This window comes from Peptoniphilus raoultii (assembly GCF_900099555.1).
In the GTDB taxonomy this organism is placed as follows: domain Bacteria; phylum Bacillota; class Clostridia; order Tissierellales; family Peptoniphilaceae; genus Peptoniphilus_A; species Peptoniphilus_A raoultii.
The window spans coordinates 877,694-900,578 of the sequence record NZ_FMWM01000002.1; the positions used below are offsets into that span (position 1 = coordinate 877,694).

24 protein-coding genes are annotated in these 22,885 nt (G+C 31.6%); 16 read left to right on the forward strand and 8 right to left on the reverse strand.

Going from position 1 to position 22,885, the window contains the following annotated elements; translation table 11 throughout:
* Positions 1-128: 128 nt before the first annotated feature.
* The 4 genes from BQ4446_RS04225 to murI all read left to right on the forward strand — a co-directional run bounded on the left by BQ4446_RS04225 (position 129) and on the right by murI (position 4,746).
* Positions 129-1,193: a TAXI family TRAP transporter solute-binding subunit gene (locus BQ4446_RS04225; RefSeq protein ID WP_071026906.1), complete on the forward strand. Its 1,065-nt coding sequence runs from the start codon at positions 129-131 to the stop codon at positions 1,191-1,193.
* A 2-nt stretch (positions 1,194-1,195) separates the two neighbouring features.
* Positions 1,196-1,732: a DUF1850 domain-containing protein gene (locus BQ4446_RS04230; protein ID WP_071026908.1), complete on the forward strand. Its 537-nt coding sequence runs from the start codon at positions 1,196-1,198 to the stop codon at positions 1,730-1,732.
* Complete coding sequence (locus BQ4446_RS04235) at positions 1,722-3,851, forward strand: TRAP transporter permease (RefSeq protein ID WP_071026910.1); 2,130 nt, start codon at positions 1,722-1,724, stop codon at positions 3,849-3,851. The genes BQ4446_RS04230 and BQ4446_RS04235 overlap by 11 nt, the downstream gene beginning before the upstream one ends.
* A gap of 82 nt (positions 3,852-3,933) precedes the next feature.
* Positions 3,934-4,746 carry a glutamate racemase gene (gene murI, locus BQ4446_RS04240; RefSeq protein WP_071026912.1) on the forward strand — a complete coding sequence of 271 codons (813 nt, stop codon included), beginning with the start codon at positions 3,934-3,936 and terminating at the stop codon, positions 4,744-4,746.
* A gap of 125 nt (positions 4,747-4,871) precedes the next feature.
* Here the strand turns inward: murI and BQ4446_RS04245 are convergent, their stop codons facing one another.
* The 5 genes from BQ4446_RS04245 to BQ4446_RS04265 form a co-directional block, all read right to left on the reverse strand.
* Positions 4,872-5,651 carry a type III pantothenate kinase gene (locus BQ4446_RS04245; RefSeq protein ID WP_071026913.1) on the reverse strand — a complete coding sequence of 260 codons (780 nt, stop codon included), beginning with the start codon at positions 5,649-5,651 and terminating at the stop codon, positions 4,872-4,874.
* Between the two features lie 7 nt (positions 5,652-5,658).
* Positions 5,659-6,420 (reverse strand): ECF transporter S component, encoded by a 762-nt coding sequence (locus BQ4446_RS04250; protein ID WP_071026915.1) that lies wholly within the window; start codon positions 6,418-6,420, stop codon positions 5,659-5,661.
* A gap of 49 nt (positions 6,421-6,469) precedes the next feature.
* The gene (locus BQ4446_RS04255; protein ID WP_071026917.1) at positions 6,470-7,435 is read right to left on the reverse strand and encodes a P1 family peptidase; all 966 of its coding nucleotides are present in this window, start codon (positions 7,433-7,435) and stop codon (positions 6,470-6,472) included.
* Positions 7,436-7,686: 251 nt separating this feature from the next.
* Entirely contained in the window at positions 7,687-8,016 is a 330-nt protein-coding gene (locus tag BQ4446_RS04260) for a hypothetical protein (RefSeq protein ID WP_167632536.1), read from the reverse strand.
* Positions 7,970-8,272: a hypothetical protein gene (locus BQ4446_RS04265; protein WP_071026920.1), complete on the reverse strand. Its 303-nt coding sequence runs from the start codon at positions 8,270-8,272 to the stop codon at positions 7,970-7,972. The genes BQ4446_RS04260 and BQ4446_RS04265 overlap by 47 nt, the downstream gene beginning before the upstream one ends.
* Before the next feature lie 192 nt (positions 8,273-8,464).
* Between BQ4446_RS04265 and BQ4446_RS04270 the strand changes: the two genes are divergently transcribed.
* On the forward strand, positions 8,465-8,821 hold the full coding sequence (locus BQ4446_RS04270; protein ID WP_071026922.1) for a hypothetical protein: 357 nt from the start codon (positions 8,465-8,467) through the stop codon (positions 8,819-8,821).
* Between the two features lie 86 nt (positions 8,822-8,907).
* Here BQ4446_RS04270 and BQ4446_RS04275 read toward each other — a convergent pair whose 3' ends face one another.
* The 3 genes from BQ4446_RS04275 to glmS all read right to left on the reverse strand — a co-directional run bounded on the left by BQ4446_RS04275 (position 8,908) and on the right by glmS (position 12,746).
* Positions 8,908-9,396, reverse strand: coding sequence for an LURP-one-related/scramblase family protein (locus BQ4446_RS04275; protein ID WP_071026924.1), 489 nt, complete (start codon positions 9,394-9,396; stop codon positions 8,908-8,910).
* The gene (locus BQ4446_RS04280; protein ID WP_071026925.1) at positions 9,396-10,637 is read right to left on the reverse strand and encodes a hemolysin family protein; all 1,242 of its coding nucleotides are present in this window, start codon (positions 10,635-10,637) and stop codon (positions 9,396-9,398) included. Before BQ4446_RS04280 ends, BQ4446_RS04275 begins: the two co-directional genes overlap by 1 nt.
* A 288-nt stretch (positions 10,638-10,925) precedes the next feature.
* A complete protein-coding gene (gene glmS / locus BQ4446_RS04285; protein WP_071026927.1) occupies positions 10,926-12,746 on the reverse strand; it encodes a glutamine--fructose-6-phosphate transaminase (isomerizing) in 1,821 nt (606 codons plus the stop codon).
* Between the two features lie 240 nt (positions 12,747-12,986).
* On the opposite strand from glmS, the gene BQ4446_RS04290 reads away from it, so the two are divergent.
* From BQ4446_RS04290 to trpS, 11 genes are all read left to right on the forward strand, one after another.
* Positions 12,987-13,679, forward strand: a complete 693-nt coding sequence (locus BQ4446_RS04290) for an acyl-[acyl-carrier-protein] thioesterase (RefSeq protein ID WP_071026929.1) — start codon at positions 12,987-12,989, stop codon at positions 13,677-13,679.
* A 182-nt stretch (positions 13,680-13,861) separates the two neighbouring features.
* Positions 13,862-15,199: a GTP pyrophosphokinase gene (locus BQ4446_RS04295; RefSeq protein ID WP_071026931.1), complete on the forward strand. Its 1,338-nt coding sequence runs from the start codon at positions 13,862-13,864 to the stop codon at positions 15,197-15,199.
* A 60-nt stretch (positions 15,200-15,259) separates the two neighbouring features.
* Entirely contained in the window at positions 15,260-15,640 is a 381-nt protein-coding gene (locus BQ4446_RS04300; RefSeq protein WP_083329036.1) for a DUF1292 domain-containing protein, read from the forward strand.
* The gene (locus BQ4446_RS04305) at positions 15,621-16,079 is read left to right on the forward strand and encodes a peroxiredoxin (RefSeq protein ID WP_071026933.1); all 459 of its coding nucleotides are present in this window, start codon (positions 15,621-15,623) and stop codon (positions 16,077-16,079) included. Before BQ4446_RS04300 ends, BQ4446_RS04305 begins: the two co-directional genes overlap by 20 nt.
* On the forward strand, positions 16,069-16,977 hold the full coding sequence (mnmL, locus tag BQ4446_RS04310; RefSeq protein WP_071026935.1) for a tRNA modification radical SAM protein MnmL/YtqA: 909 nt from the start codon (positions 16,069-16,071) through the stop codon (positions 16,975-16,977). Before BQ4446_RS04305 ends, mnmL begins: the two co-directional genes overlap by 11 nt.
* Positions 16,974-17,399 (forward strand): hypothetical protein, encoded by a 426-nt coding sequence (locus BQ4446_RS04315; RefSeq protein ID WP_071026937.1) that lies wholly within the window; start codon positions 16,974-16,976, stop codon positions 17,397-17,399. Before mnmL ends, BQ4446_RS04315 begins: the two co-directional genes overlap by 4 nt.
* A gap of 107 nt (positions 17,400-17,506) precedes the next feature.
* Positions 17,507-18,061, forward strand: a complete 555-nt coding sequence (locus tag BQ4446_RS04320; protein WP_071026939.1) for a DUF6648 family protein — start codon at positions 17,507-17,509, stop codon at positions 18,059-18,061.
* Between the two features lie 167 nt (positions 18,062-18,228).
* Complete coding sequence (locus tag BQ4446_RS04325; protein WP_071026941.1) at positions 18,229-19,407, forward strand: ISL3 family transposase; 1,179 nt, start codon at positions 18,229-18,231, stop codon at positions 19,405-19,407.
* A 362-nt stretch (positions 19,408-19,769) separates the two neighbouring features.
* Positions 19,770-21,053 (forward strand): amidohydrolase, encoded by a 1,284-nt coding sequence (locus BQ4446_RS04330; protein WP_071026943.1) that lies wholly within the window; start codon positions 19,770-19,772, stop codon positions 21,051-21,053.
* Positions 21,050-21,904: a CPBP family intramembrane glutamic endopeptidase gene (locus BQ4446_RS04335; RefSeq protein ID WP_071026944.1), complete on the forward strand. Its 855-nt coding sequence runs from the start codon at positions 21,050-21,052 to the stop codon at positions 21,902-21,904. The genes BQ4446_RS04330 and BQ4446_RS04335 overlap by 4 nt, the downstream gene beginning before the upstream one ends.
* Entirely contained in the window at positions 21,882-22,871 is a 990-nt protein-coding gene (trpS, locus tag BQ4446_RS04340; RefSeq protein WP_071026946.1) for a tryptophan--tRNA ligase, read from the forward strand. The genes BQ4446_RS04335 and trpS overlap by 23 nt, the downstream gene beginning before the upstream one ends.
* The last annotated feature ends 14 nt before the right edge of the window (positions 22,872-22,885 follow it).

Consider the following 22,885-nt stretch of genomic DNA (forward strand, 5'->3'; position numbering starts at 1 on the left):
AAAGTAGTTCTCAGAACTATTTTTTTAAGAATCGTTGACTTTTTTTTGCCCCTAGTATAAAATATAAGCATCAGATAAACATTTACATAGTAAATAGTTTATTTGGAATTTAATAGAGGAGGATTATTATGACAAAAAGAAAGCTATTTGCACTAATTATGACTCTTGTTATGATGCTTGTAACTTTAACTGCTTGTGGCGGTGGAGAAAAGGCTAATAACGGTGCAGCTGAAAACGCTTCTGCAGCAGAAGAAACTACAAACGCAGCTTCAACAGATGCAGCAGCAACTAACTCTGAAGGTACTCAAGAAACTGAAGGTGGCTATATGTCAATAGCAACTGGCGGTACTGGTGGTACATATTATCCATTAGGTGGAGCACTTTCTACAATCCTAAACGGAGCAGGACTTAACTATACAGCTACTGCTCAAGCAACAGGTGCGTCAGTAGAAAACATAAACCTAATTCAAAAGGGCGATGCTGAAATTGCTTTTGTACAAAATGACGTTGCATATTATGCAAAAGAAGGTATAGAAACATTTGATGGCAAACCAGTTGAAGAAATCAGAGGATTATGTACATTATATCCTGAAATAGTTCAAATCATAGCTTCTAATGATTCAGGCATTGAAAAAGTAGAAGATATGAAGGGCAAAAAAATTGCCGTTGGAGCTCCAGGATCTGGTGCTGAAGTTAATGCAAAGCAAATTCTTAAAGCTCACGGATTAACTTATGATGATTTAGGTAAAGCCGATTATTTATCATTCTCAGAAGCAACTGATCAAATTAAGAGTGGTCAAATAGATGCTGCTTTCGTAGTAGCTGCTATTCCATCTTCAGCAGTTACTGAACTTGCAACAACTCATGATATTCATATGGTTCCAATTGATGCTGCTAAGGCAGAAGAACTTATTAAAGAATATCCATACTATGTTCACCTAAACATTACTCCTACAGAATATAAGGGCCAAGAAGGCGAAGTTTCTGTAGTAGCTGTTCAAAGTATGTTAATCGTAAGTAAAGATATGCCAGATGCAGATGCTTATAACATTACAAAATTATTATTTGAAAATCTTGATGTTATGAAAGAATCTCACGCTAGAGGCGGAGACATTACTTTAGATACTGCTCTTGACGGTATGAGTATTGATTTGCACCCAGGTGCACAAAAATATTTTGACGAAGCTAAATAATCTTGAAAACAAATTATAAAGAAAAGAGTATTGGGAGAAATTTTTTTCTTCCACTACTCTTTATCTTACTTGTCTTTTTTTTATTAATTGCACTTATTAAAATTAACTGTTTAATAATTAGGGACCCCTTTACAAATCAATATAAAAAAATTTATTATGTAAAAAAGGACGACTTAATAGGAATTATTTATACACATTCAGTTATGAGAACTCAGACAAGTGAGTGGTACAAAATCCAAGATGGTAAACTTATCCTAAAGGAAGAAAGATATAGGTCTCAAGGGGCGGGTCTTCCTGTGGATTTAATTTATAAATTCAAACATGAAAATGGGGATTTTGTTTTATATGACATTGACGAGCCCTTTGAAACTGTGATATACAGAACAGGAGATGTTCGTGCAAATCACAGGCTTAAAATCGGTGACAAAGATGAAGAACTTTTTACAGATTTTTCTGAGCCTAGAGAGGCTTTAGAATTTTCTGCCAAGAAGATGTCACTTTTAAATTATTTATGGAGGAGGTATCATATTGAGCGATAAGAACTTAAAAAAAGATAATCTTGAAAATTCTGACGTAGACATTAGGACAGATGAAAAGAAATCTGAAGAAACTAAAGCTGAAGCTAAAGAAAAAGAAATCGATAAACAATTGAGCGAAAAGGTAGAAGATATTCATGAAGTTGCATCTTCAGCCCATGCTGAAACTCTTGATGTAAATGAACTTCTTGAAAAATACGATTTAGATTCTTCTAAACTTCGTAAACTTACTGGTTCTGTTGGACTTGCTATTACAATAGTTGCCATTTTAATGTCAGCTTTCCATTTATATACATCTGCTTTTGGAACGTTACTTGCTATGAAGCAAAGGTCACTTCACTTGATTTTTGCCTTTGTATTAGGATTTGCCCTTTATCCGGGCAGAGAAAAATCTAGCAAGAAAAAAATTGAAATTTTAGATTGGTTATTAATGATCCTTTCAGCTGTAGTTTGGGGATACATATTCTTTAATGTTGAAGCTATAACTTTAAAGGGTGGCGAAATGAGTACACTTGATACTGTATTTGGATGTTTAGCAATTCTTCTTACTCTTGAAGTTACAAGAAGAGTTGTTGGACCAGAACTTCCAATAGTAACCATAATTTTCTTACTATTTGCATATTTTGGAAGGTCAATGCCAGGTATTTTAGCACACAGAGGTTTTTCGGTATCAAGAATTATTTCACATATGTATATGACAACAGAAGGTATTATGGGTACACCTCTTGGAGTATCTTCAACTTTCGTATTTATGTTTATCTTATTTGGATCATTCCTCGATAAGACAGGTGTTGGTCAATTCTTTATTGACTTTGCTTATGCTTTAACAGGACATACAAGATCAGGCCCAGCCATGACGTCTGTACTTTCTTCAGGACTTATGGGATCAATTTCAGGTTCATCTGTAGCGAACACAGTTACAACAGGTGCCTTCACAATCCCACTAATGAAAAAAGTAGGTTACGCACCATATTATGCAGGTGCTGTGGAAGCAACATCTTCAACAGGTGGACAAATTATGCCACCAGTTATGGGTGCAGCAGCCTTTATTATGGCGGACTTCACAGGATTTAAGTATATTGAAATAGTTAGGGCCGCAGTTATCCCAGCAATTTTATATTACATTGCTGTTGGCACTATGGTTCACTTAGAAGCTTGTAAAATTGGATTAAAGGGACTTCCAAGAGAATCTCTTCCAAAAGTTTCAAAGATTATGGCTAGACAAGGCTATTTATTACTTCCCTTAATTGCTATTATCTATATGTTAATTAAACAATTCCCACCAACACAAGCAGCCCTTACAGGCATTGTTGTAGGAACAGTTGTTGCTGGCGTAGTTTCACTTATTAAAAAAGACCATTCTTTTACATGGAAATCAATTTTTGAAGCCATGGAAGCCGGAGCTAAGGGTGCTCTTGGTGTAGCATGTGCCTGTGCATGTGCCGGTATGATTGTTGGTGTTGTAACGCTAACAGGATTTGGTTTAAAAATTGCCGAAGTTATCGTAGCAATTGCTCAAGGAAAATTAATTCCAACACTAATCTTAACTATGATTTCTTCACTTATTCTTGGTATGGGACTTCCAACAACTGCAAAATATATTGTACTTGCAACAATGGCAGTTCCTGCTATTACAAAACTTGGTGTTAACTTAATGTGTGCTCACTTATTTATCCTTTATTTTGGCGTTGTAGCAGACGTTACCCCTCCAGTTGCCCTAGCGGCTTATGCAGGAGCAGGTATTGCAGGTGCTAATTCAATGAAAACTGGTGTTCAAGCCTTTAAACTTGCCATTGGAGCCTTCATCATACCTTATATATTTGCTATAAATCCTCACCTTATTTTAGTTGATAAGGTTGTGGGAACAACAATCACTTGGCTTCCAATTACAGCCGCTATTCCAACAATTATAACGGCTCTTATTGGTACAATGTGCCTTGCTGGTTGCGTTGAAGGATATTTATTTGGTAAATTAAGAGTATGGCAAAGAGTTTTATTAATAGTTGCCGCTTTCGGACTTCTTGATCCAAAGACTTTGACAGATATCATAGGTCTTGCAGTTTTAGTAATAATCTATGTTTCTCAAAAGATGTTAAATAAAAAGAATCCAGAAGCTGTTTAAGAAAAAATTCATAAGGCTGCAAGAAAACTTGCAGTCTTATTTTTTTGAGTTAAAATATATATAATAAAAGGAGAGATGACATATGGATAATAAATTAATAGGATTTTTTGATTCAGGAGTTGGAGCTCTTAGCGTATTAAAAGTTGCAACACAAAAGCTGCCTGAGGAGTCTTATATATATTTTGGGGACACCCAAAGAATGCCCTATGGAATTAGGTCAAGTGAGGAAGTTGAAAAATTTACTTGCCAAGCCATGGGCTTTTTTAAGGAAAAAGATGTAAAACTTGCAATTATTGCCTGCAATACTGCAACATGTTATGGACTTAAAAAAGCTAGTGAAATTTCAGATTTTCCAATTTTCGGAGTTGTAAAACCAGCAGTTAAGGCTGCCTTAAAGGTAACGAAAAATAAAAAAGTTGCATTAGTTGCAACGGAAGGAACTGTTAAATCAAATGTATATAAAAATTATTTTAAAGAAGCTGATCCTGAAGTAGAACTTCGAAGTGTAGGCTGTCCTGACCTTGTTTTGGCAGCAGAAGAGGGGGATTTAAGTCATGAAAAAATAGTTCCAATTATTAATAAGTATTTAGATAAATTTGAGGACTTTGACTACGATACAATAATTTTAGGTTGCACTCATTTTCCGCTGGCAAGGCCATCTTTTGAAAAGATTTTTAAGGATACAAATAGAAATATTAATATTGTGGACCCAGCAGAAGAAACGGTGGAAGAAGTGAAAAATTATTTAGATGAGAATAATGAAAGAACTGATCTCAAGGAAAAGAAAATAGACTTTTTCCAATCAGGAAATCTTGAAGATTTTAAAAATACTTTAAATAAAGTTGTAGATGTTTCTGCCTATAAATTAAATTTTGCAAGCAAAAGATTTGACTAATTATTAGCTTTTTTGAAATTTCAAGTAAAATTTTAAGCTATAAATCTTTTGAATTATAAAGAAAACCCTCTTATGATCTTTTCATAGGGAGGGTTTTTTATAGTTTATAAAAATAAAGACTTCCGCTATTTTGCAGAAGTCTTATTTAAGTCATAAATAATTTTTAGACCCTTAAAGTTTAAATCCTTGTCACAGTAAATATTATAATTTTCCATATCCCTTAAAAGATGGGCAAATTCACCAGTCAAAACTATGTGAAAATCTTTATGACCTAAAGATTTTTCTATGTCTTTAATTATGCCCTTAACTGAATTTATATAGGAATAATAAAGTCCTGACTTCATGGCAAGGCTTGTAGTATTTCCAATAATTTTTTCGCTAAAAGAAATTTCAACATTGGGAAGTTTTGCACTTTCTATCTTTAAAATTTCCTGTGCAAGGTCAATGCCGGGGAAGATAAGTCCGCCCATAAACTGATTTTTTTCGTTAATGTAATCAATTGTTGTAACTGATGACATATTAATTACAAGAATGGGGCCCTTGAAAATATTTAAGGCACCAACTGCCCTAGTAATCCTATCAGCACCAACTTCCTTGGGGCTTTCGCATTTTATATCTAGGCCGCTTTTAGTTCCACGTCCAACATTTATTATTTTCTTTTTAAATAGATAGAGAGAAATTTCTTCAAAAATCCCAAGCATTTCAGGGACAACATTGGACACAATGAGGTCATCAATATTTTTTAAAGAAATATTTCTTTCCATTAACAAATTTTTTATTAAAAAGGAAAGTTCATCAGCTGATCTATTTATGTCAGTTTTTATTTTAAAAGACCCTATTAAATTATTAGCTTCAAAAATTCCAAAGGATATATAATGATTTTCTATATTTACTGCAAGTAACATAATTCTCCTAAGACCTGTAATATACTTTTATTGCCTTAACAACGGCTGTTGTAATTATTATGGATAATATTGCTTCCGGAATCCCACTTGTAATAGAAACCCCTAAAATTGCGGCTTTTGCATTTTCGAGAGGCATACCAAGGGCGGCCATATATTTTTTGGCGAATAACAAATAAATTCCTCCAAGGACAAAAACTGTATTTGTCATAGAGCCAACAAAGGCACCTATTACCACTGGGAAATTATCATTAATTTTAAAAAATGAATAGATAGTTATTCCAAGAGATGCTGCCAAAAATATAGTCATATAAATCCTATTTGCAGTGGACATTTGACCAAAATTTTTGACCATAAAAAAGATTAAGAAGGCAGTGATAACTGACCAAATAATTTTAGAAAAAATTCTTAATTTTTTTACTGGAAAATTTTCAAAGGCCTTATAGGCATAATAGCTTGTAATTCCAATTAATACACGAGGCAAAACTGAAATTAAAGGATTGTAAAATACAAATGAAACGGGTGAAGCATTTTTTAGTAGGGCATTGAAAAGTGATGATAAACCAAAAATCAGTCCCACTAAACCGCCCACAATTGGGCCTTCAATAATGCTTGCTACAATTACAGGGATGTGCATTGTCGTTGCATTAATAACGCCAAGCGGTATAAATCCCAAAGGGGTCATTCCTAAGACAATAGTGATTGCCCCGAGTACGGAAACTAAAATTAATTTCCTTGTCGTTAAAGACTCTTTTTTTAATGTGTTATTCATTTTTTCCTCCTGATGCAGCTCGAATTCGATGCCGCTCAAATATTTAGGGCTATTTTATATCTTCGTGGGCATATAAACCATAAGAAGATTTGCTTGCATAAATTGCATTGGCAATTGATCTTGAAATGGATTTGGCTGCCATCATTCCCACAAGGCTAATGTCAGCTTTAACCTTTCCAGAAGCAGCTGTAAAAATAGTGTCTCCGTCAAACATGGTATGAACAGGATTTATTGATCTTGCATAACCATCGTGAGCCATTTGTGAAACCTTATTACAAGATGCCTTTGTTAAGTCAGCATTTGTTGCCACAAGGGAAATTGTTGTATTAGTAGCCCTATTAAAAGCATTATAATCCGAATTTGCCTTTTCGTAAAGGTTTAAAGTAGATAAAAACTTTTTATTTTTTCTGTCATAGACTCCAGCAATTTGTTTTCCCTTTTCATAGTCAAAAATATCTCCAAAAGCATTTAAGATGACCATTGAAGAAACGACAAGATTATTTATTTTAAGAGATGACTGACCAAGACCTGATTTCATGGCAAAGTCATTGCCTAAAATTTTGCCAACACTTGCTCCGCATCCGCCGCCAATATTTCCAAGGGAAGAATCTTTAAAAGAAGCATTTTTTGCAGCATCATAAGCCATTTGAAGGTCAGGCCTAACAAAGGGGTCACCAACAGATAAATCAAAAATTACTGCACTAACAACAATAGGGACTTTACAAACTGTAACATCCATGCCAATATTATTTTCCCCTAAAAATTTCATAAGTCCACTGGCAGCATCAAGGCCATAGGCTGAGCCGCCGGCAAGGACAATGCCGTGAACTTTATCCACTAAATTTTCAGCCTTTAATAAATCTGTTTCACGAGTGCCGGGAGCTGATCCTCTAACATCAACACCGCAGCTAAATCCTTCTTCAAAAATTGCAAGGCTAAGTCCTGTCCCTGCTCTTTCATCTTGACCATGGCCAACTTTTATACCATCCACATCAGTTAAAAAACCATCATACATTTTTACCACCTCAAAAACATTATAGCAAAGTAATGGGAAAAATAAAAAAAGATAGTGCAAGATAATAAGAAAAAGATAGAATGGGGAGAGTTATGAAAAAAGTAGCTCCAATAAAATAATGAACTGGGGACAGTCCCCTAGAAATAAAAAACATTATAGCAAAGAAACAAAAAGAGCGAGCCATGAAGGCCCACTTCAAATTAGAAGATAATATGTTTTAATAAAATAAAATTCTATATTATAATTTTTAATCATTTGAGGAATTTAATTCCCTTATTTTTTACATAACCACTGTATTCAGCATAATAAGTGTTAGTTTCATCTTTTCTTACAGAATCAGGATTGAATTTCATATCTCCCCTGTAAGAGAAAAGACCCTTATTTGTTTTATAGGTAATATATTCTGGAAAGCTTGATGGGCTATATCTTCTTTTAACAATAGTTAAATACATTTCAGATTTAAAGCCATTAAATAAGTAGATAATGGAGGAAATTAGCACTATAGCTAATACAATTGTAATTTTTTTGTTTACTTTATTTATAAGCATTGGCATTACCAGCAAAATAACAAGTGCCTTCATATACTGCACTATAACTGTTGTCGTTTTCCTGTCTTATAGATGAATAGTCTAAATTAAGTCTTCCCTTATATTTTCCTGAACTTCTATATTCTGTGTGCTCGATACTTGATGGAAAAGCCCTATCATATCTGTATTTAATTACTCTTACATAAATTGTATCATCGTCAAAACCTAAAACTCTAGAGTCCCCAAAAACTGGTACAATAGAAATCAGTAATAACAATAGAATCATTGCTATAATTGTAACTTTTTTCATAATTTAACCTCCAAAGAAAATCAACATACTATCTTTCAATTACTAATGATAAATTATTTCAACAAATTTGTCAATTGAAATATAATAAAAGTAATAAAAATGCGTAAAAAGAATTTAAATAGAAAATTAAATAATGAATTTAAAATTATATGGCAAAATGTAAATTTGTGATATAATAACCTTGGTGATGAAATGAAAAAGATTGTTTTTGATTTTAATCCTCTTGGAAATTTTTCCCTATCCGCTGAAGTATATTATGAATATTATAAGGAAAAATATGGCAGAGAAATATATTTTTATACAAGGGAAAATGGTATTTATAAAAAAGTTATAGATATATCAAAGCTTAAAAACTCGCAAAATAGAGTTATTACTTTTGTTGATTTAGGAGATGAAGTCAAAAAAATCCCCTTTGATAAGGATATAAGAGTAAAGATAATTGACGAATCTTATGAAGAGGATGAGCTTTTAATAGAAATTGTAAAAAAGCTTGGTTCTTTAGCATCATGGAAAAATTCAAAAATTAGAGTTTTAGAACTTGCAGAATAAAAACCACAACTGATAAAGTAAAAAATAATAGGGACAGTCCCTATTCAACAAAAAAATCACCACCGATTTTTTCGGTGGTCTTTTTTTTAAGAAGATCTTTCTCTATCATCAATAATATTATCAATGGCTATGCAAAGGCCAATAATAAGGTCTGCAAATTTTTCGTCATAAATAGTGAGTTCAAAAGAATCCCCAAAAGAAAGCCATACCTTATTAATTTCTGCTGCAAGGTCCTCATCCTTATATATTTTATAATTGTGACTAAAAAAATCACCTTTCACACTAAGGTCATAATCTTGTGAAATAATATTCATACTGTCTTTAAAAAATGTAAAATTTGATTTTATAATAACTTCCTGACCATTTGCATAGGAAATATGATATTCCGGTAACCAAGTTAAGATTTTTTTATTAATGACAAAAATTTCGTTTTCATCCCTATCAGAAACGTGAACAGTTTTGCCTATAAGTGTAAAGTCTTGGTCCACAAAGTAGAGAGTATTTTCCTCTTCATCTAAAATGGGATAGTGGTCTGTTATTTTAAAGACCTTTTGCTTAATATAAAGTTTTTGCATTAAATTTCAACCTCCAAAAGGATTTTTTCAATTCTATTTTTTGAAACTTCTTTAACGATACATTTGCCCTTATCAAATTTAATAACTTCGCCTTTTTTTGGGAAACGGTCAATTTTTTCAATTATAAAGCCGCCAATGGAGTCTATTTCTTCAGATTCCAAGTCAAGGCCAGTAATTTGATTTAGCTCTTCTAAATTCATTGTTCCGTCAACTAAATATTTGCTGGGACCTAGTTTAATAATATCTTCGTCATCTTCATCATCATATTCATCAGAAATTGTACCCACAATTTTTTCAATCAAATCTTCAATTGTAATCATGCCGCAAGTGCCGCCATATTCATCGGTAACAATGACAACGGAAATTTTACCAGATCGCATATCTGAAAAAAGTTTTGAAATTTCCTTATATTCATAGGTAAAATAGGGCTTTTTAAAGTATGATATATTTTCTCTTAGGGACTTATTTTGATCCATCATAAATAAATCTTTTACATTTAAAATGCCTATAATATTGTCTATATTTTCTTCATAAACGGGCATCCTTGAAAAATTTTCCCTGCAAATTATGTCAATAATTTCATGGTAGGTTGATTCTATGTCAATGGCAATAATATCTGTTCTTGGAGTCATAATATCCTTTGCATAAGAATCACGAAATTCCATAACATTTTCAATCATTAGTGATTCATTGTGATCAAGTATTCCTTCTTTCTTGCCACGAGTCATGGCATCAATTAAATCCTCTTCTGTGATTAAAGGCTCTTTAAAATTGCCATTACCTGATAATTTTAAAATTATTTGGGAAATTTTTGAAATTAAAAAGGCGAGGGGTCTAAAAATTATTATTGCATAATAAACTAGCCTAACATTTTTTGATAAAATTTTCGGATAGGCATTTTTTGCATAATTTCTGGGGAAGGATTCTCCAATTGTAATTACTAGTAAAACTGACAAAAATATGCCGAGGATCACATAAATAGGTCCAAAGGCCATATAAAAAAATAGGCTTAGAAATATTTGACATAAGGCATTGGAAAAGTAGTCCACAATTAGGGTTGTGGGAAATAATTCCTCGTCAGATGTAAGTTTATATATTAAATCGTAATTTTTTATTCCTTCTTCTTCCATCTTTGCCAGCTTAATTGAATTTAGGGCTAAAAAAGCATTTTCTATTAAGGTGAATTTATAGGATAAGTATAAAAATACCAAAGATAAAAAAAGATATGAGTACATTGTCATAAAACTCTCCTTATCCTAATTATAATAATATATTAACTAGCTGTCAAAATTTTAATTAGGGTGCCTAATAAAACAAAAGAAAATATTTTTAAGTATATGAAATATCTAGTGAAGTTTTGATAGTTATATTCTTACAATTATTACAATTTTTCCCAAAGAGGACAGCCCTCTTAGCTTTAACTAAAAGAAAAGGGACTGTCCCTTGCTTGCACCAATAGAGTGTGGACTGTCCCAAAATTTTATAATTATTTCTATAAACTAAGCCAGCAGGAAACCGACCTAATATTTTTATTCAACTGTAACTGATTTTGCAAGGTTTCTTGGCTTGTCAACATCATTTCCTAATAGGGCAGATGTGTAGTAGGCAATAACTTGAAGAGGCACAACTGCAAGAATAGGTGCAAATAAATCTATAGTTTTTGGAATACCAATAAATTCTAAAGATGATGCCTTTAAAAGATTATTTTCTTTAAAGCCAAGGGCATAAACTTTTGCTCCCCTTGCCATTAGTTCTTCATTATTTGAAGCCGTCTTTTCCATAGTATGATTTTGAGTTGCTATAGAAATAACGGGGGTGTCTTTTTCAATCAAGGCCAAAGGACCATGTTTTAGTTCTCCTGCCTGAAAGGCCTCTGCATGAATATAAGAAATTTCCTTTAATTTTAAGGCACCTTCCTTAGCAGTAACAAAATCAAGACCACGACCAGTATAGAAAATTGATTTTGCCAATTTTATTTCATCTGCAATCTTTTTATAGTCTTCCTCATCTTTTAAAATCTCATCAATTTTTGCTGGGATTTTTTTAATTTCTTCAATATATTTTTGAACTTCATCGTCAGAAATTTTGTCTAATTTTAAGGCCATATCTATTGCAAGAAGATAGCCTGCAATGATTTGTGAAGTGTAGGCCTTTGTTGAAGCAACAGAAATTTCCGGACCGCAATAGCAATACATAACCCTGTCTGTAATTCTTGAAATTGTAGAACCTAAAACATTTGTTATGGAAAGAGTTGTTGCTCCAAGGTCCTTTGCCTTTCTTATGGCAGAAATTGTGTCGGCAGTTTCTCCTGATTGAGAAACAACAAGCACAAGTGAATTTTCATCTACAAAATAATCTTCATACTTAAATTCAGATGCCACTTCACAGGTAACTGGCAGCCTTAAAAGTTTTTCCATGGCATATTTAATGGCAAGGCAGGCATGATAGGCTGTGCCGCAGGCAACTGCATAAATCTTTTTAAATTTTTTTAAATCAGAAGAAGAAAAAGCTCCCTCTCCTAAGTCAATTTTATTATTCTTTATTCTTATGGAAAGACCTTCTTGTAAAACTTTGCCTTGCTCATGAATTTCTTTTAAAAGAAAATGAGGATAATTTTCCTTTGATGCTTCTTCAAGACTCATCTTTGTTTCCTTAAAGGGTCTATCAATAATTTTTCCCTTATTATAAATTGTGTAGTCCCCATTATTTACATCTATAATATCGTCTTCTTCAAAATAAATTATTTTTTTGCTATGGGAAATTACAGAAGTTACATCACTGGCAAGAATAATACCATCTTCAAAAACTCCGCCTACAAGAGGGGAGGAATGTTTAACTGCTATTAGTCTATTCTCTTCATCTGAAGATAAGACAGCAAAGGCATAAGCTCCTCTAATTAGGCCTATAGTTTTTTCTACAGCCTTTAAAAGATCGCCCTCATAAAATTTTTCAATTAACATAGGTATAACTTCTGTGTCAGTTTGAGATTTAAAAACGTAGCCTTCAGCTTCAAGCATATTTTTTAATTCCAAATAATTTTCAATTATTCCATTGTGAACAAGAGAAAATTTTCCATTCATGGAAATTTGAGGATGGGCATTAGTTTCATTTGGGACTCCGTGAGTTGCCCATCTCACATGGCCAATTCCAATATGAGATTTTAAAGGATTTTTTTCTAAAGCTTCCTCTAAAATTTTAATTTTCCCCTGTCTTTTAAGACTTTTAATTTCTCCATTGCTAATGACAGAAATTCCCGCACTGTCATAGCCCCTGTATTCAAGTTTGCTTAAACCGTTTAAAATAACGTCCTGTGCATTTAGCTTTCCAGTATAGGCAACTATTCCACACATATATAAAACCTCCCGATATTTAATTAGGGATTCACTATATTTAATTTGTTGTAAGATTGCTCTTAGTTTTTTTAAATATTCAGGTTGTGATACCTATGGAGCATCCGCCGAAAATTTCGATAACTCCATACCTCGTCAGCCACATGGGCTCTGGCGCTTATTAATTTTATCCCTTAAAGAATTTTAACATATTAGAAGAATTGTGTAAACTTTCGTGCTAAAATAAGAAGGGGAGGGTCTATGGGAAAATATTCAAAAAAAATAATTAGTGAAAAAAATTTATCCTTAAAAGAATTTTTAAGATTATTTATAGAAATTTCAGGAGAAGATTCTGCAAAAAAAACCAAGGTCAATAAATATTTTGCAGATAATTTTTTAACTTGGATGATATATAAGTGGCGAATAGAAATTTTAGGGAACATGAATGTTAGTGGCCAGTTTACTATTAGGACTTGGGCCTCAGGCTATGAAAAAATTTCATCATTTAGGGAGTTTGAAATTATTAAAGATGAAAAAATATTAGCTAAGGCATCAACAGTATTTATAATTGTAAATACAAAAGGCAAAAAACTTTCCGCCATCCCAAAGATTGTTACGGATTCTTATTTAGTTTTAAATGAGAGAAATTTTGAAGACTTCCCAAGATTTAAAGCCAAGGGCAAAATTTTAAATGAGATTAGTCATGAAGTTTTAAAAGAGGAAATTGACAACAATCACCATGTCAATAATTTTTATTATATAGAATGGATTTTGAAGTCCCTGCCAGAGGTTTATAAAAAAGAAAAGATTAAGGAGATTAATATTACCTATATGAAGGAAATTTTATATCCCAATACCTTGAAAATCACTGTCTTTGAAGGGGAGAATAGGCTTTATTTTTCCATAAAATCAGAGGACTATAATGCCAGAGCCTTTTTAAGTTTTTATAATTAATTAGGGGAAATTAAAATTAGAATCTTTAGGCAGCAGAGGGCAACCCTTGCACAATAAAAATTCCTTTGATATTATGAAAGTGACCTAGGGATCTCAAAAAGTATGAAGAATAATCTGCAATTTTTTTTGGGAAATTCTTATAGAATTAATTTATAAGATTTTTATGGGCTATAGGAGGAAATATGAAACTTGAGCTCTTTAAATATATAGATGATGTGCTTGATTTATTAGAATATCACAGACTCGAGCTTGTAAGCATGAATAAAGAATTAAAGACATTTTTTAATGATATTTTGGCAGATGATGAAGGACTTTTAAATTTGTCAACAAGGATAAAAAGTCAAAGTTCTCTAAGGGAGAAATTAATTAGAAAAAACTATTTTATGAATTATCCCAATCCCTTTGATGCCTTTAATAATATTCCGGACCTTGTGGGTTTAAGAGTTGAATGTAGATTTATTAAAGATGAAGTAGAAATGTATAAAAAAATAATAAGGGACTTCACTCTTTATATGGGCGATGGATATTATGCATCAAAGTCAAATCCCGGCATCTTATTAAATTTAGAAGATGAGCAGCCCCAAATTTTAAATAATGGCTTTAAAATTTATAAGCTTGACGGCAGATTTATTTCCAGAAATTATTCCTATGCCTTTGAACTTCAAATAAAATCACTAGTCAACCTATTTTGGGGAGAAATAGACCACAAAATCCTCTATAAAAATTATAATTATATGATAATTGAGGACTTTTTCAGGGATATTATGAATTCCATTATTGATAATCTTTTTATGGTGGATAAGCAGCTTATGATTTTATATGATCATGTGACAAATTCTGACGCATCGGCAAAAGTTCCTGCCGAAAAGCAGCTTAAGGTTTTACTGTCAAAAATTGTCAATGATGTATTTATAAATAAAATCTATGAAGAAATTGGTTTTGTTATAAATATTAAGACTTCAACAGATGTTATTGTTGAATATATTTTTATGAAACTTAAGAAAAATAGGGACCTTTCCTATGGGGAGGACTTTATTGCTCTTATAAATAAAATAAATAACATTAGAAAAGTTGATATGAACCTTGAAGAATATATAAATATAAAAAATAAGCCCAAATTTTATGATGAATTTACAGCAACAATTGGCAATCAAATTCTTTCATCCCTAAATAAGGACTTTGAATGGAATATATTTTTTAAGATTATAACCACAATTGATGATGCTTCTGACGATGAAATTTTTGAAGATTTTATGCACTTTGTAAGATATGAATACACCCTTCTAATTATGGAAATCTTTGACAGATATGCCTTTAGCAAGGAAGAAGAAAATGATTTGGAAGCCTTTATTTTAAATATAGTTATAAAAAAATTTAAGGAGCATCCAAATATTGACTATTTAATGGTAAAATCAATTGAGGCCTTTCACAGAATTTTAAAGGTTCTTGAAGATTTAAATGTAAAATCCCCACAAGATATAAAAGAAATTTTTATAAAAGAATATAAACCTTGCAAGTAAATGATTTTTTTATTTATTTCAGGGTATCAAATTAAAAAATAATAAAGGAGAAAAAATATTATGACTGATAAAGAAAACAAATGCTCATGTGGACATGACCATGAAGAAATGAAAGACCACCATCAAGGAGAAGGCTGCGGATGCGGTCATGATCACAATCATGAAGAAATGGAAGGCTATGATACTTTGACTTTAACCTTTGATGACGGAAGTGAAGCAAAATGTTTAGTCTTAGGAATTTTTGAAGTAGAAGAAAAAACATATATTGCCCTTCTGCCAGAAGAAGAAATAGATGGAGAAGATGTATATCTATATGCTTATAATGAAATTTCAGAAGAAGAGGTTGAACTTCTAGACATTCAAGATGATGACGAATTTGAAAAAGTATCAGCAAAATTTGATGAACTTTTCTTAGAAGAAGATGAAAGTCTTGAAGACTAATTTTTGTTTAGAATCAAGCGAAGGACTTGAAAAAAATTTGTCTGACTACAAAGGCTCAATTTTAGTTTTATATTTTTATCCCAAGGACTATACAAAGGGCTGCACCATAGAAGCCCTTGAATTTTCAGATCTTAACGATGAATTTGAAAAACTCGGAGCAAAAGTTGTAGGCATAAGTAAAGATAAAGTAACAAGCCACAAAAATTTTAAGAATAAAGAAAATTTAAAACAAGAACTTTTGGCAGACCCTGACAGAAAAATTCACAAGGAATTTGGAGTTTTAAAGGATGCCAAAATGTATGGAAAAGATGTTATAAAAACAGTTAGATCAACATTTATTTTTAATAGGAAGGGAGAACTCGTAAAAGAATTTAGGGACGTTAAAGCCGAAGACCATGCTAGAGAAGTCCTTAAATATATAAAGGAAAATGACTTATAAAAGTTATTCAGAATTTTTAAAAGAAAAATTTGGTGAGAAAGTTTATAAACTGCCAATAAAATTAAATATAACTTGCCCTAATAGGGACGGGAGTCTGGGCTTTGGTGGCTGCACCTTTTGCGGCGAAGAAGGAGGCTCCTTTGAAAATAATTTAGGAACTATTATAGAGCAAATGGAAAAGGTCAAAGAGGCAATTTCAAAAAGATATAAGGCAAAAAAATTTATAGCTTATTTCCAAAATTTCACCAATACCTATATGGATTTTGAAACTTTTAAAAAAGATGTTAGCGAGGCTCTTTCAGTTGATGATATAGTGGGCCTAAGTATTTCTACAAGGCCCGACTGTTTATTTGAAAAGCACTTAGAATATTTAGAAGAAATAAATAAAAATTATATGGTTACCTTAGAGCTAGGTCTGCAAACAGTTAATTATCACACTCTAAAAAAAATAAATAGGGGGCACGGACTTGCAGAATTTATTGATGGAGCCTTAAGGGCAAAAAGAAAGGGTCTAAGGATTTGCGTCCATATAATTATCGGTCTTCCTTGGGATGATGATTTAGATTTAATAGAAGAGGCAAAAATTTTATCAATTTTAAATGTTGATGAAGTAAAAATCCACGCCCTCTATATCCTAAAAAATACAGTAATGGGAAGGCAGTATGAAAAGGGAGAAATAAAAACAATTTCCCTTGAAGAATATAAAAGAAAAGTTATACTCTTTTTAAGACATCTAAAAAGTGATATAATTATAGAAAGATTAGTTGGCAGAAGCCCAGAAGAAGATTCACTATTTTCAAACTGGAACACTTCCTGGTGGAAGATTCGGGATGAGATAGTTGAAGAAATGAAAAAAAATAATTTTAGGCAAGGAGATATAAGGGGGACTTTAAAATGATTAAGTATATTTTAGGAGCAAAAGGCTCTGGAAAAACAAGATGGCTAATTGAAAAAGCAAATGAAGATATGGAAAAGGGTGATGGAAACATAGCCTTTGTCGAAGTTGATGACGACCATATTTTCAGTCTTGATTATAATGTAAGACTAATCAATGCAACAAACTATAGACTTAACAATATAGAATCTTTTTATGGATTTATTTGTGGACTTTTAGCAATGGATTATGACCTTCACAAAATTTATATTGACGGAATTTACAAGGTATTAAAATTAAATATCGAAGATTTAGAATATGTACTATCAAAACTTTCAAAAATTCCAGATATAGAAGACAAAGAAATTTATATTAACGTAGATTATTTAATGGAAGATATGACAGAAACTCTTGCTAAATGTGCTTTTGAAGTAAAAGGCGAGTAGGTGATAGTTTGAACAGAAAATTTGCAACAAGAGTATTAATTGCAATTCTTGTGCTTTCTATGTTAATACCTATTGTATTTTCATTTAGAATTTAGATAGGAGAATTTGTGAAAACCCTAGGGGAAAAAAGTTTATTTGAAGATTTTTTTGAACATAGAGCATTTTTGATTATGCAATATACCAACGGAGATTTGACAAAGAGAGAATTTTTGCGGAAAAATTTTGACTACCTAATATTAAAAAATACAAAACCTTACATAAAAGTTGATTCTTATGAAAAGGGCATGTATAACTACCAATATTATAATGTCATGGCAAAATATTATAGATCACTTTCTCGAGAATTTTATAATTCAAAAAAACACTCCAGATATTATAATCATTACTTAAATTTGGCAAATAAATATTATCATGAAAAAGATAGGTCAGTCCTTTCAATTTTAAAAATAGAAAATTTTGAAAATATGGATGCCTACTTTATAAAATGCAAGTCAAAAGCCTTAAGAAATGAACTTTATGAAATAGTATTAAATGACCACCAAATGGCCATATTTCATTCCAAGGCCAAGTGGCTATTAGATATATTAATAGAAGAAAATATATTTGAAGAAACAACAAAAAAATCTTTAATAGATTCTTACATTAACGAAAAATATTATTAAATATTTGGGACTGTCCCTTGTGGACAGTCCCTATTTAAATAAATAGGCTCTATAATATCTGTTGGGGAGTAAATCTCTAACAGATATTTTTATGAAAAAATTTGCACTTATACGCATTTAATCCTAAACTTAAAATAACAACAAACAAAGCTAGGAGGTGCATATAAGTGCAAAATAATAATAACATTAATTTGTTAGGTTTTAAAGATGTAGTTTTTGATAGCTTTGACGAGGATAATGACTTTGTTTATGTTCATGCGTCTGTTAAAAAGATGAATGCTTGTCCTCACTGTGGTTCTAAAAAGATTTGGGTTCATGATCATAGAATTCAAAAGATTAAGGATACTCACATTCGTGGAAAGAAATGTCTTATTCATTTAAAGAAAACAAGGTATGATTGCAAGTCTTGTGGCTGTCGTTTTGAAAGAGAACTTAATTTTATTGCTAAGGGTCATACTATGACTAATAGACTTGTTTTTGCTATTGTTGCTGAGTTTGATGAGCTCTACTCTATCTCATCTATTGCTAAAAGGTATAATGTTTCTACTAACACTGTTTTTAGAATTTTAAATTGTTTAAGTGTTTCGAGAGATAAGCTTTCTGAAGTCCTTTGTATAGATGAATTTAAAGGGGATAGTGGAAATATTAAGTACCAAACATCACTTCTAAATGGAGCTAAACACTCTATCATTAATATTTTACCTACTAGAGATATGAATTTTTTGTTCAGCTACTTTAAAAAAGTTCCTAACAAGGAGAGACAAGCTGTTAAGTTTTTTGTAAGTGATATGTCTAATACCTTTAAGTCTGTTAAGAATAGGTTCTTTAAGAAGTCTATCCATATTGTTGACAGGTATCATTTCATTAGGCAAGTTTCATGGGCTTTGGAGAATGTTAGAAAGAGGATTCAAAAAGATATTTCTTCTAAGCTTAGAAAATATTTTAAGAGAAGTAGGAGTCTACTTACAAAGCCTGCTTCTAAGCTAACAACTGATCAAGCTGAAGATGTTTCTCTAATGCTTAATATTAGTGAAGATTTAAAATTAGCATATAGGTTAAAGGAGTTATTCTACCAATATGTTCTTACCCAACCCAATAGAGTTAGGGCAGCTAAATCTCTAAGAGAATGGATAAAAAGAGCTGAAGAATCTAATTTAAAAGAATTTAAAGCTTGTATCACTGCTTTTAATAACTGGTTTGATGAGATATGTAACTCTTTTGATTATCCTTGGTCTAATGGTCCTCTTGAAGGCACACATACTAAGATAAAGACTTTAAAGAGAAATTGTTTTGGTATGAAAAATTTTAATTTATTTAGAAAAAGAATTATGTTTGCTTGTAAGTAGTGACAAAAAACAGGAAAAATTTTGCAAAACCCCTAGGGGTTTTATTTGCTATGTTTATTTTTAGTAGTTTTTATTTATTTTAGTTTTGATATTCTATTAGCGTCTATGTATTGATTTTTACATAAAGAAAGAGACTCGAGTTAACGAGTCTCCCCAATATTTGACATAGAGCCAATAAATAAAGACATAATTAAATAAAAAAACAAAAGCAGGGCTGTCCTTTAGGGCTGTCCTGCTTTTAAAAAATAAAAAAGAAATGGAGGGCTGTTTTAATAATAATAATAATAAATAAGAAGAATGGCTTTCCTTACAAGAGTAAAACAAAAATCACTTCTTTATGTTATAATTATTTTGGTGATTTAATGAGCGTTTTATTTAAAAATATAAATTATTTGGACTTAGAAAATGAAAAGATTTTGGAAGATTATGATGTTTTTGTTGAAGATAATAAGATTTCAAAAATTGCTAAGGATTTAAAGCTTAAGGCCTATGAAGTTTATGATGGCAAGGACAAACTTTTGACGCCATCTTTTGTAAATGGACACACTCATCTTGGCATGAGTCTTTTTAGAAATTATGCTGATGATTTAAAGCTAATGGATTGGCTTGAAAGTAAAATTTGGCCTATTGAAGCAAAATTAACTCCTGATGATATTTATTGGGGCAGCCTTCTTTCCATGGCTGAAAATATTAAATCTGGCGTAAGCTGTGTATGTGATATGTATTATGAAATGGATAGGGTCTGTGACGGGGCTATTGAAATTGGTTTAAGAGGAGTTTTTACTAGGGGTCTTACTGATAATGATGGTCTTGGTGAGGCTAAGTTAAAATCTTTTAGAAAATTTTATAAAAATTACAATGGAAGGGCGGGTGGCAGAATTAGAGTTGCTCCTGCACCTCACGCTATTTATACCTGCTCCGAAAATTATTTAAGGGAAATTTCTGAAATGGCGAAAAATGAATTTGATGATATTATCCATATTCATCTTTCAGAAACTAAGGGTGAGCTTTCAGACTGCCAAAAAGCCCATGGCATGACTCCAATTGCATATGTAAATTTTTTGGGACTTTTAGATTCCCATGTCATTGCTGCTCACTGCGTCCATATTACAGATGAGGAAATTGATCTTGTAAAGGATAAAAGATTTTATCCTATTTATAATCCTTCATCAAATTTAAAGCTTGCCAGCGGTTTTACGCCAGTTGAAAAAATTTTAAAGAATAATATTAAAATGGGCATTGGTACTGACGGTTCATCTTCAAATAACAATCAAAATTTAATGGAAGATATGCATATTGGTGCCATTGTAAATAAAGCTAGGGAAATGGATGAGGAAGCTGTTAAGGCTATAGAAATTTTAAAGATGGCAACTGTAAACGGTGAAAAGGCCATGGGTTTTGACAATATTGGACTTATTAAAGAGGGATACATTGCTGATTTAACAGTTTTTGACCTTAATTCAAATAATTTTACACCAAGAAATAATTTAATTAACGCCTTGGTCTATTCTGCTCAGTCAGAGGATATTAAAGATTTAATGGTTGATGGTAAATTTTTAATGAAAAATAGGCAGCTTGTAACTGTAGATGAAGAGAAAATAAGATATATGGTAAATAAATCTATGGGAGATTTGCTAAAAAGATGAAAAAATCATTAAAAATTTTTTTAGGATTTTTATTTTTAATGGGCCTAGTTGTTGGTCTGCAAATTGCTTCAATAGTAATTTTATCTTTAATCTTCGGACTAGATGCAAATTTTACTATGACAAATGAAAGAGATGTCTTGGTTTTTTTGTTTGCAACTATTGGCCAGCTTTTGGCATCTTTAATATTTGTAAAATTTATACTGAAGAAAAATTTTTCTTATATATGGCTAAAAAGGGAAAAGTTACTTGAAAATTTTTCCCTAGGTTTTTTTCTAGGATTCCTTCAAATAAGTTTATTTGTTATTTTGGCAATGATTTTTTCCTATGCTCAAGTTAAAAATATAAACTTTAATAGAATAGATTTAAAGTTTTTTATGTTTTTAATAGGATTTACTATTCAGTCAACTTCTGAAGAATTTTTAGTAAGGGGAATTTTTACCAGGTATTTATTTGAAAAGATGAAGGCAAGCTATGCAGTTTTAATACCTGCCATCATTTTTTCCCTCCTGCATCTTTTTAATGGAGGATATACTTTTTTATCAGCATTAAATACTTTTTTAGTTGGAATTTTCTACGGGATTTTAATACTTGCTTGTAAAAATATCTTACTTGTAAGTGGTGCTCATAGTGCTTGGAATTTTTCCATGTCTTTAATTTATGGGTTGCCTGTCAGTGGACAAGTAAAAATAGAAGGACTCATTGGCATAGAAAGTTTAAATGTTAATGCAATGGGAGGTATTTATGGGCCTGAAGGAAGTTTTTTAGTAACAATTATTGAATGTTTAAGTATATTATGTGCATATTTATATATAAAGAAAAGAGGTTTTTATGGAAAAGAAAGTAGTTTATAGTGGTATTCAGCCTTCAGGCTCACTTACAATTGGAAATTATATTGGGGCTTTAAGAAATTTTAAGGACCTGCAAGATGATTATCTATGCTTATATTGTATAGCAGACCTTCACGCAATCACTGTGCACCAAGAACCCAAAAATTTACGAAAAAATACCCTTGATTTAATTGCCCTTTATTTGGCAGCGGGAATTGATCCTGAAAAGTCAATTATTTATATACAATCTCATGTTCATGAACATACAGAACTTGCTTGGGCCTTAAACACAATTACTGGTCTTGGTCAGCTTCAAAGAATGACTCAATTTAAGTCAAAATCTCAAAAGGTTAAGGAAGTTGAAGCAGGACTTTTAAATTATCCTGTTCTTATGGCAGCTGATATTTTACTTTACAATACAAATTTTGTTCCTGTTGGGGAAGATCAAAGACAGCATCTTGAAATCACTAGAGATATTGCCGAAAGATTTAATTCAAGATATTCTGAAACTTTTACAATTCCTGAAATTTTGCCAGCAAAAGTTGGGGGAAGGATTATGTCCCTTCAAGATCCTATGTCAAAAATGTCAAAATCTGATTCTAATAAAGACGGCTTTATTTTAATTATTGAAGATGAAAATGAAACGAGAAAAAAATTAAAAAAAGCTGTAACAGATTCTCTTGGGAAAATTTCCTATAATGACGATCAAAAGGGTCTTAAAAATCTTATAGATATTTATGCATCTTTTAGTGGCCTAAGCACAGATGAAATTGTTTGTAAATATGAGGGCAAGGGCTACGGTATTTTTAAAGAAGAATTGGCAGAAGTAGTAACTTTAGGTCTAAGGCCCATAAGAGAAAAGTTTAAGGAAATTCGTGATGACAAGGCTTATCTTGAAAAAGTCTATAAAGAAGGGGCAGAAAAAGCATCCTATATTGCGGCAAAAACTGTGAGAAAAGTATACAAGAAAATGGGCTTTATTCCCCGTTAGATGAAGACAAAATG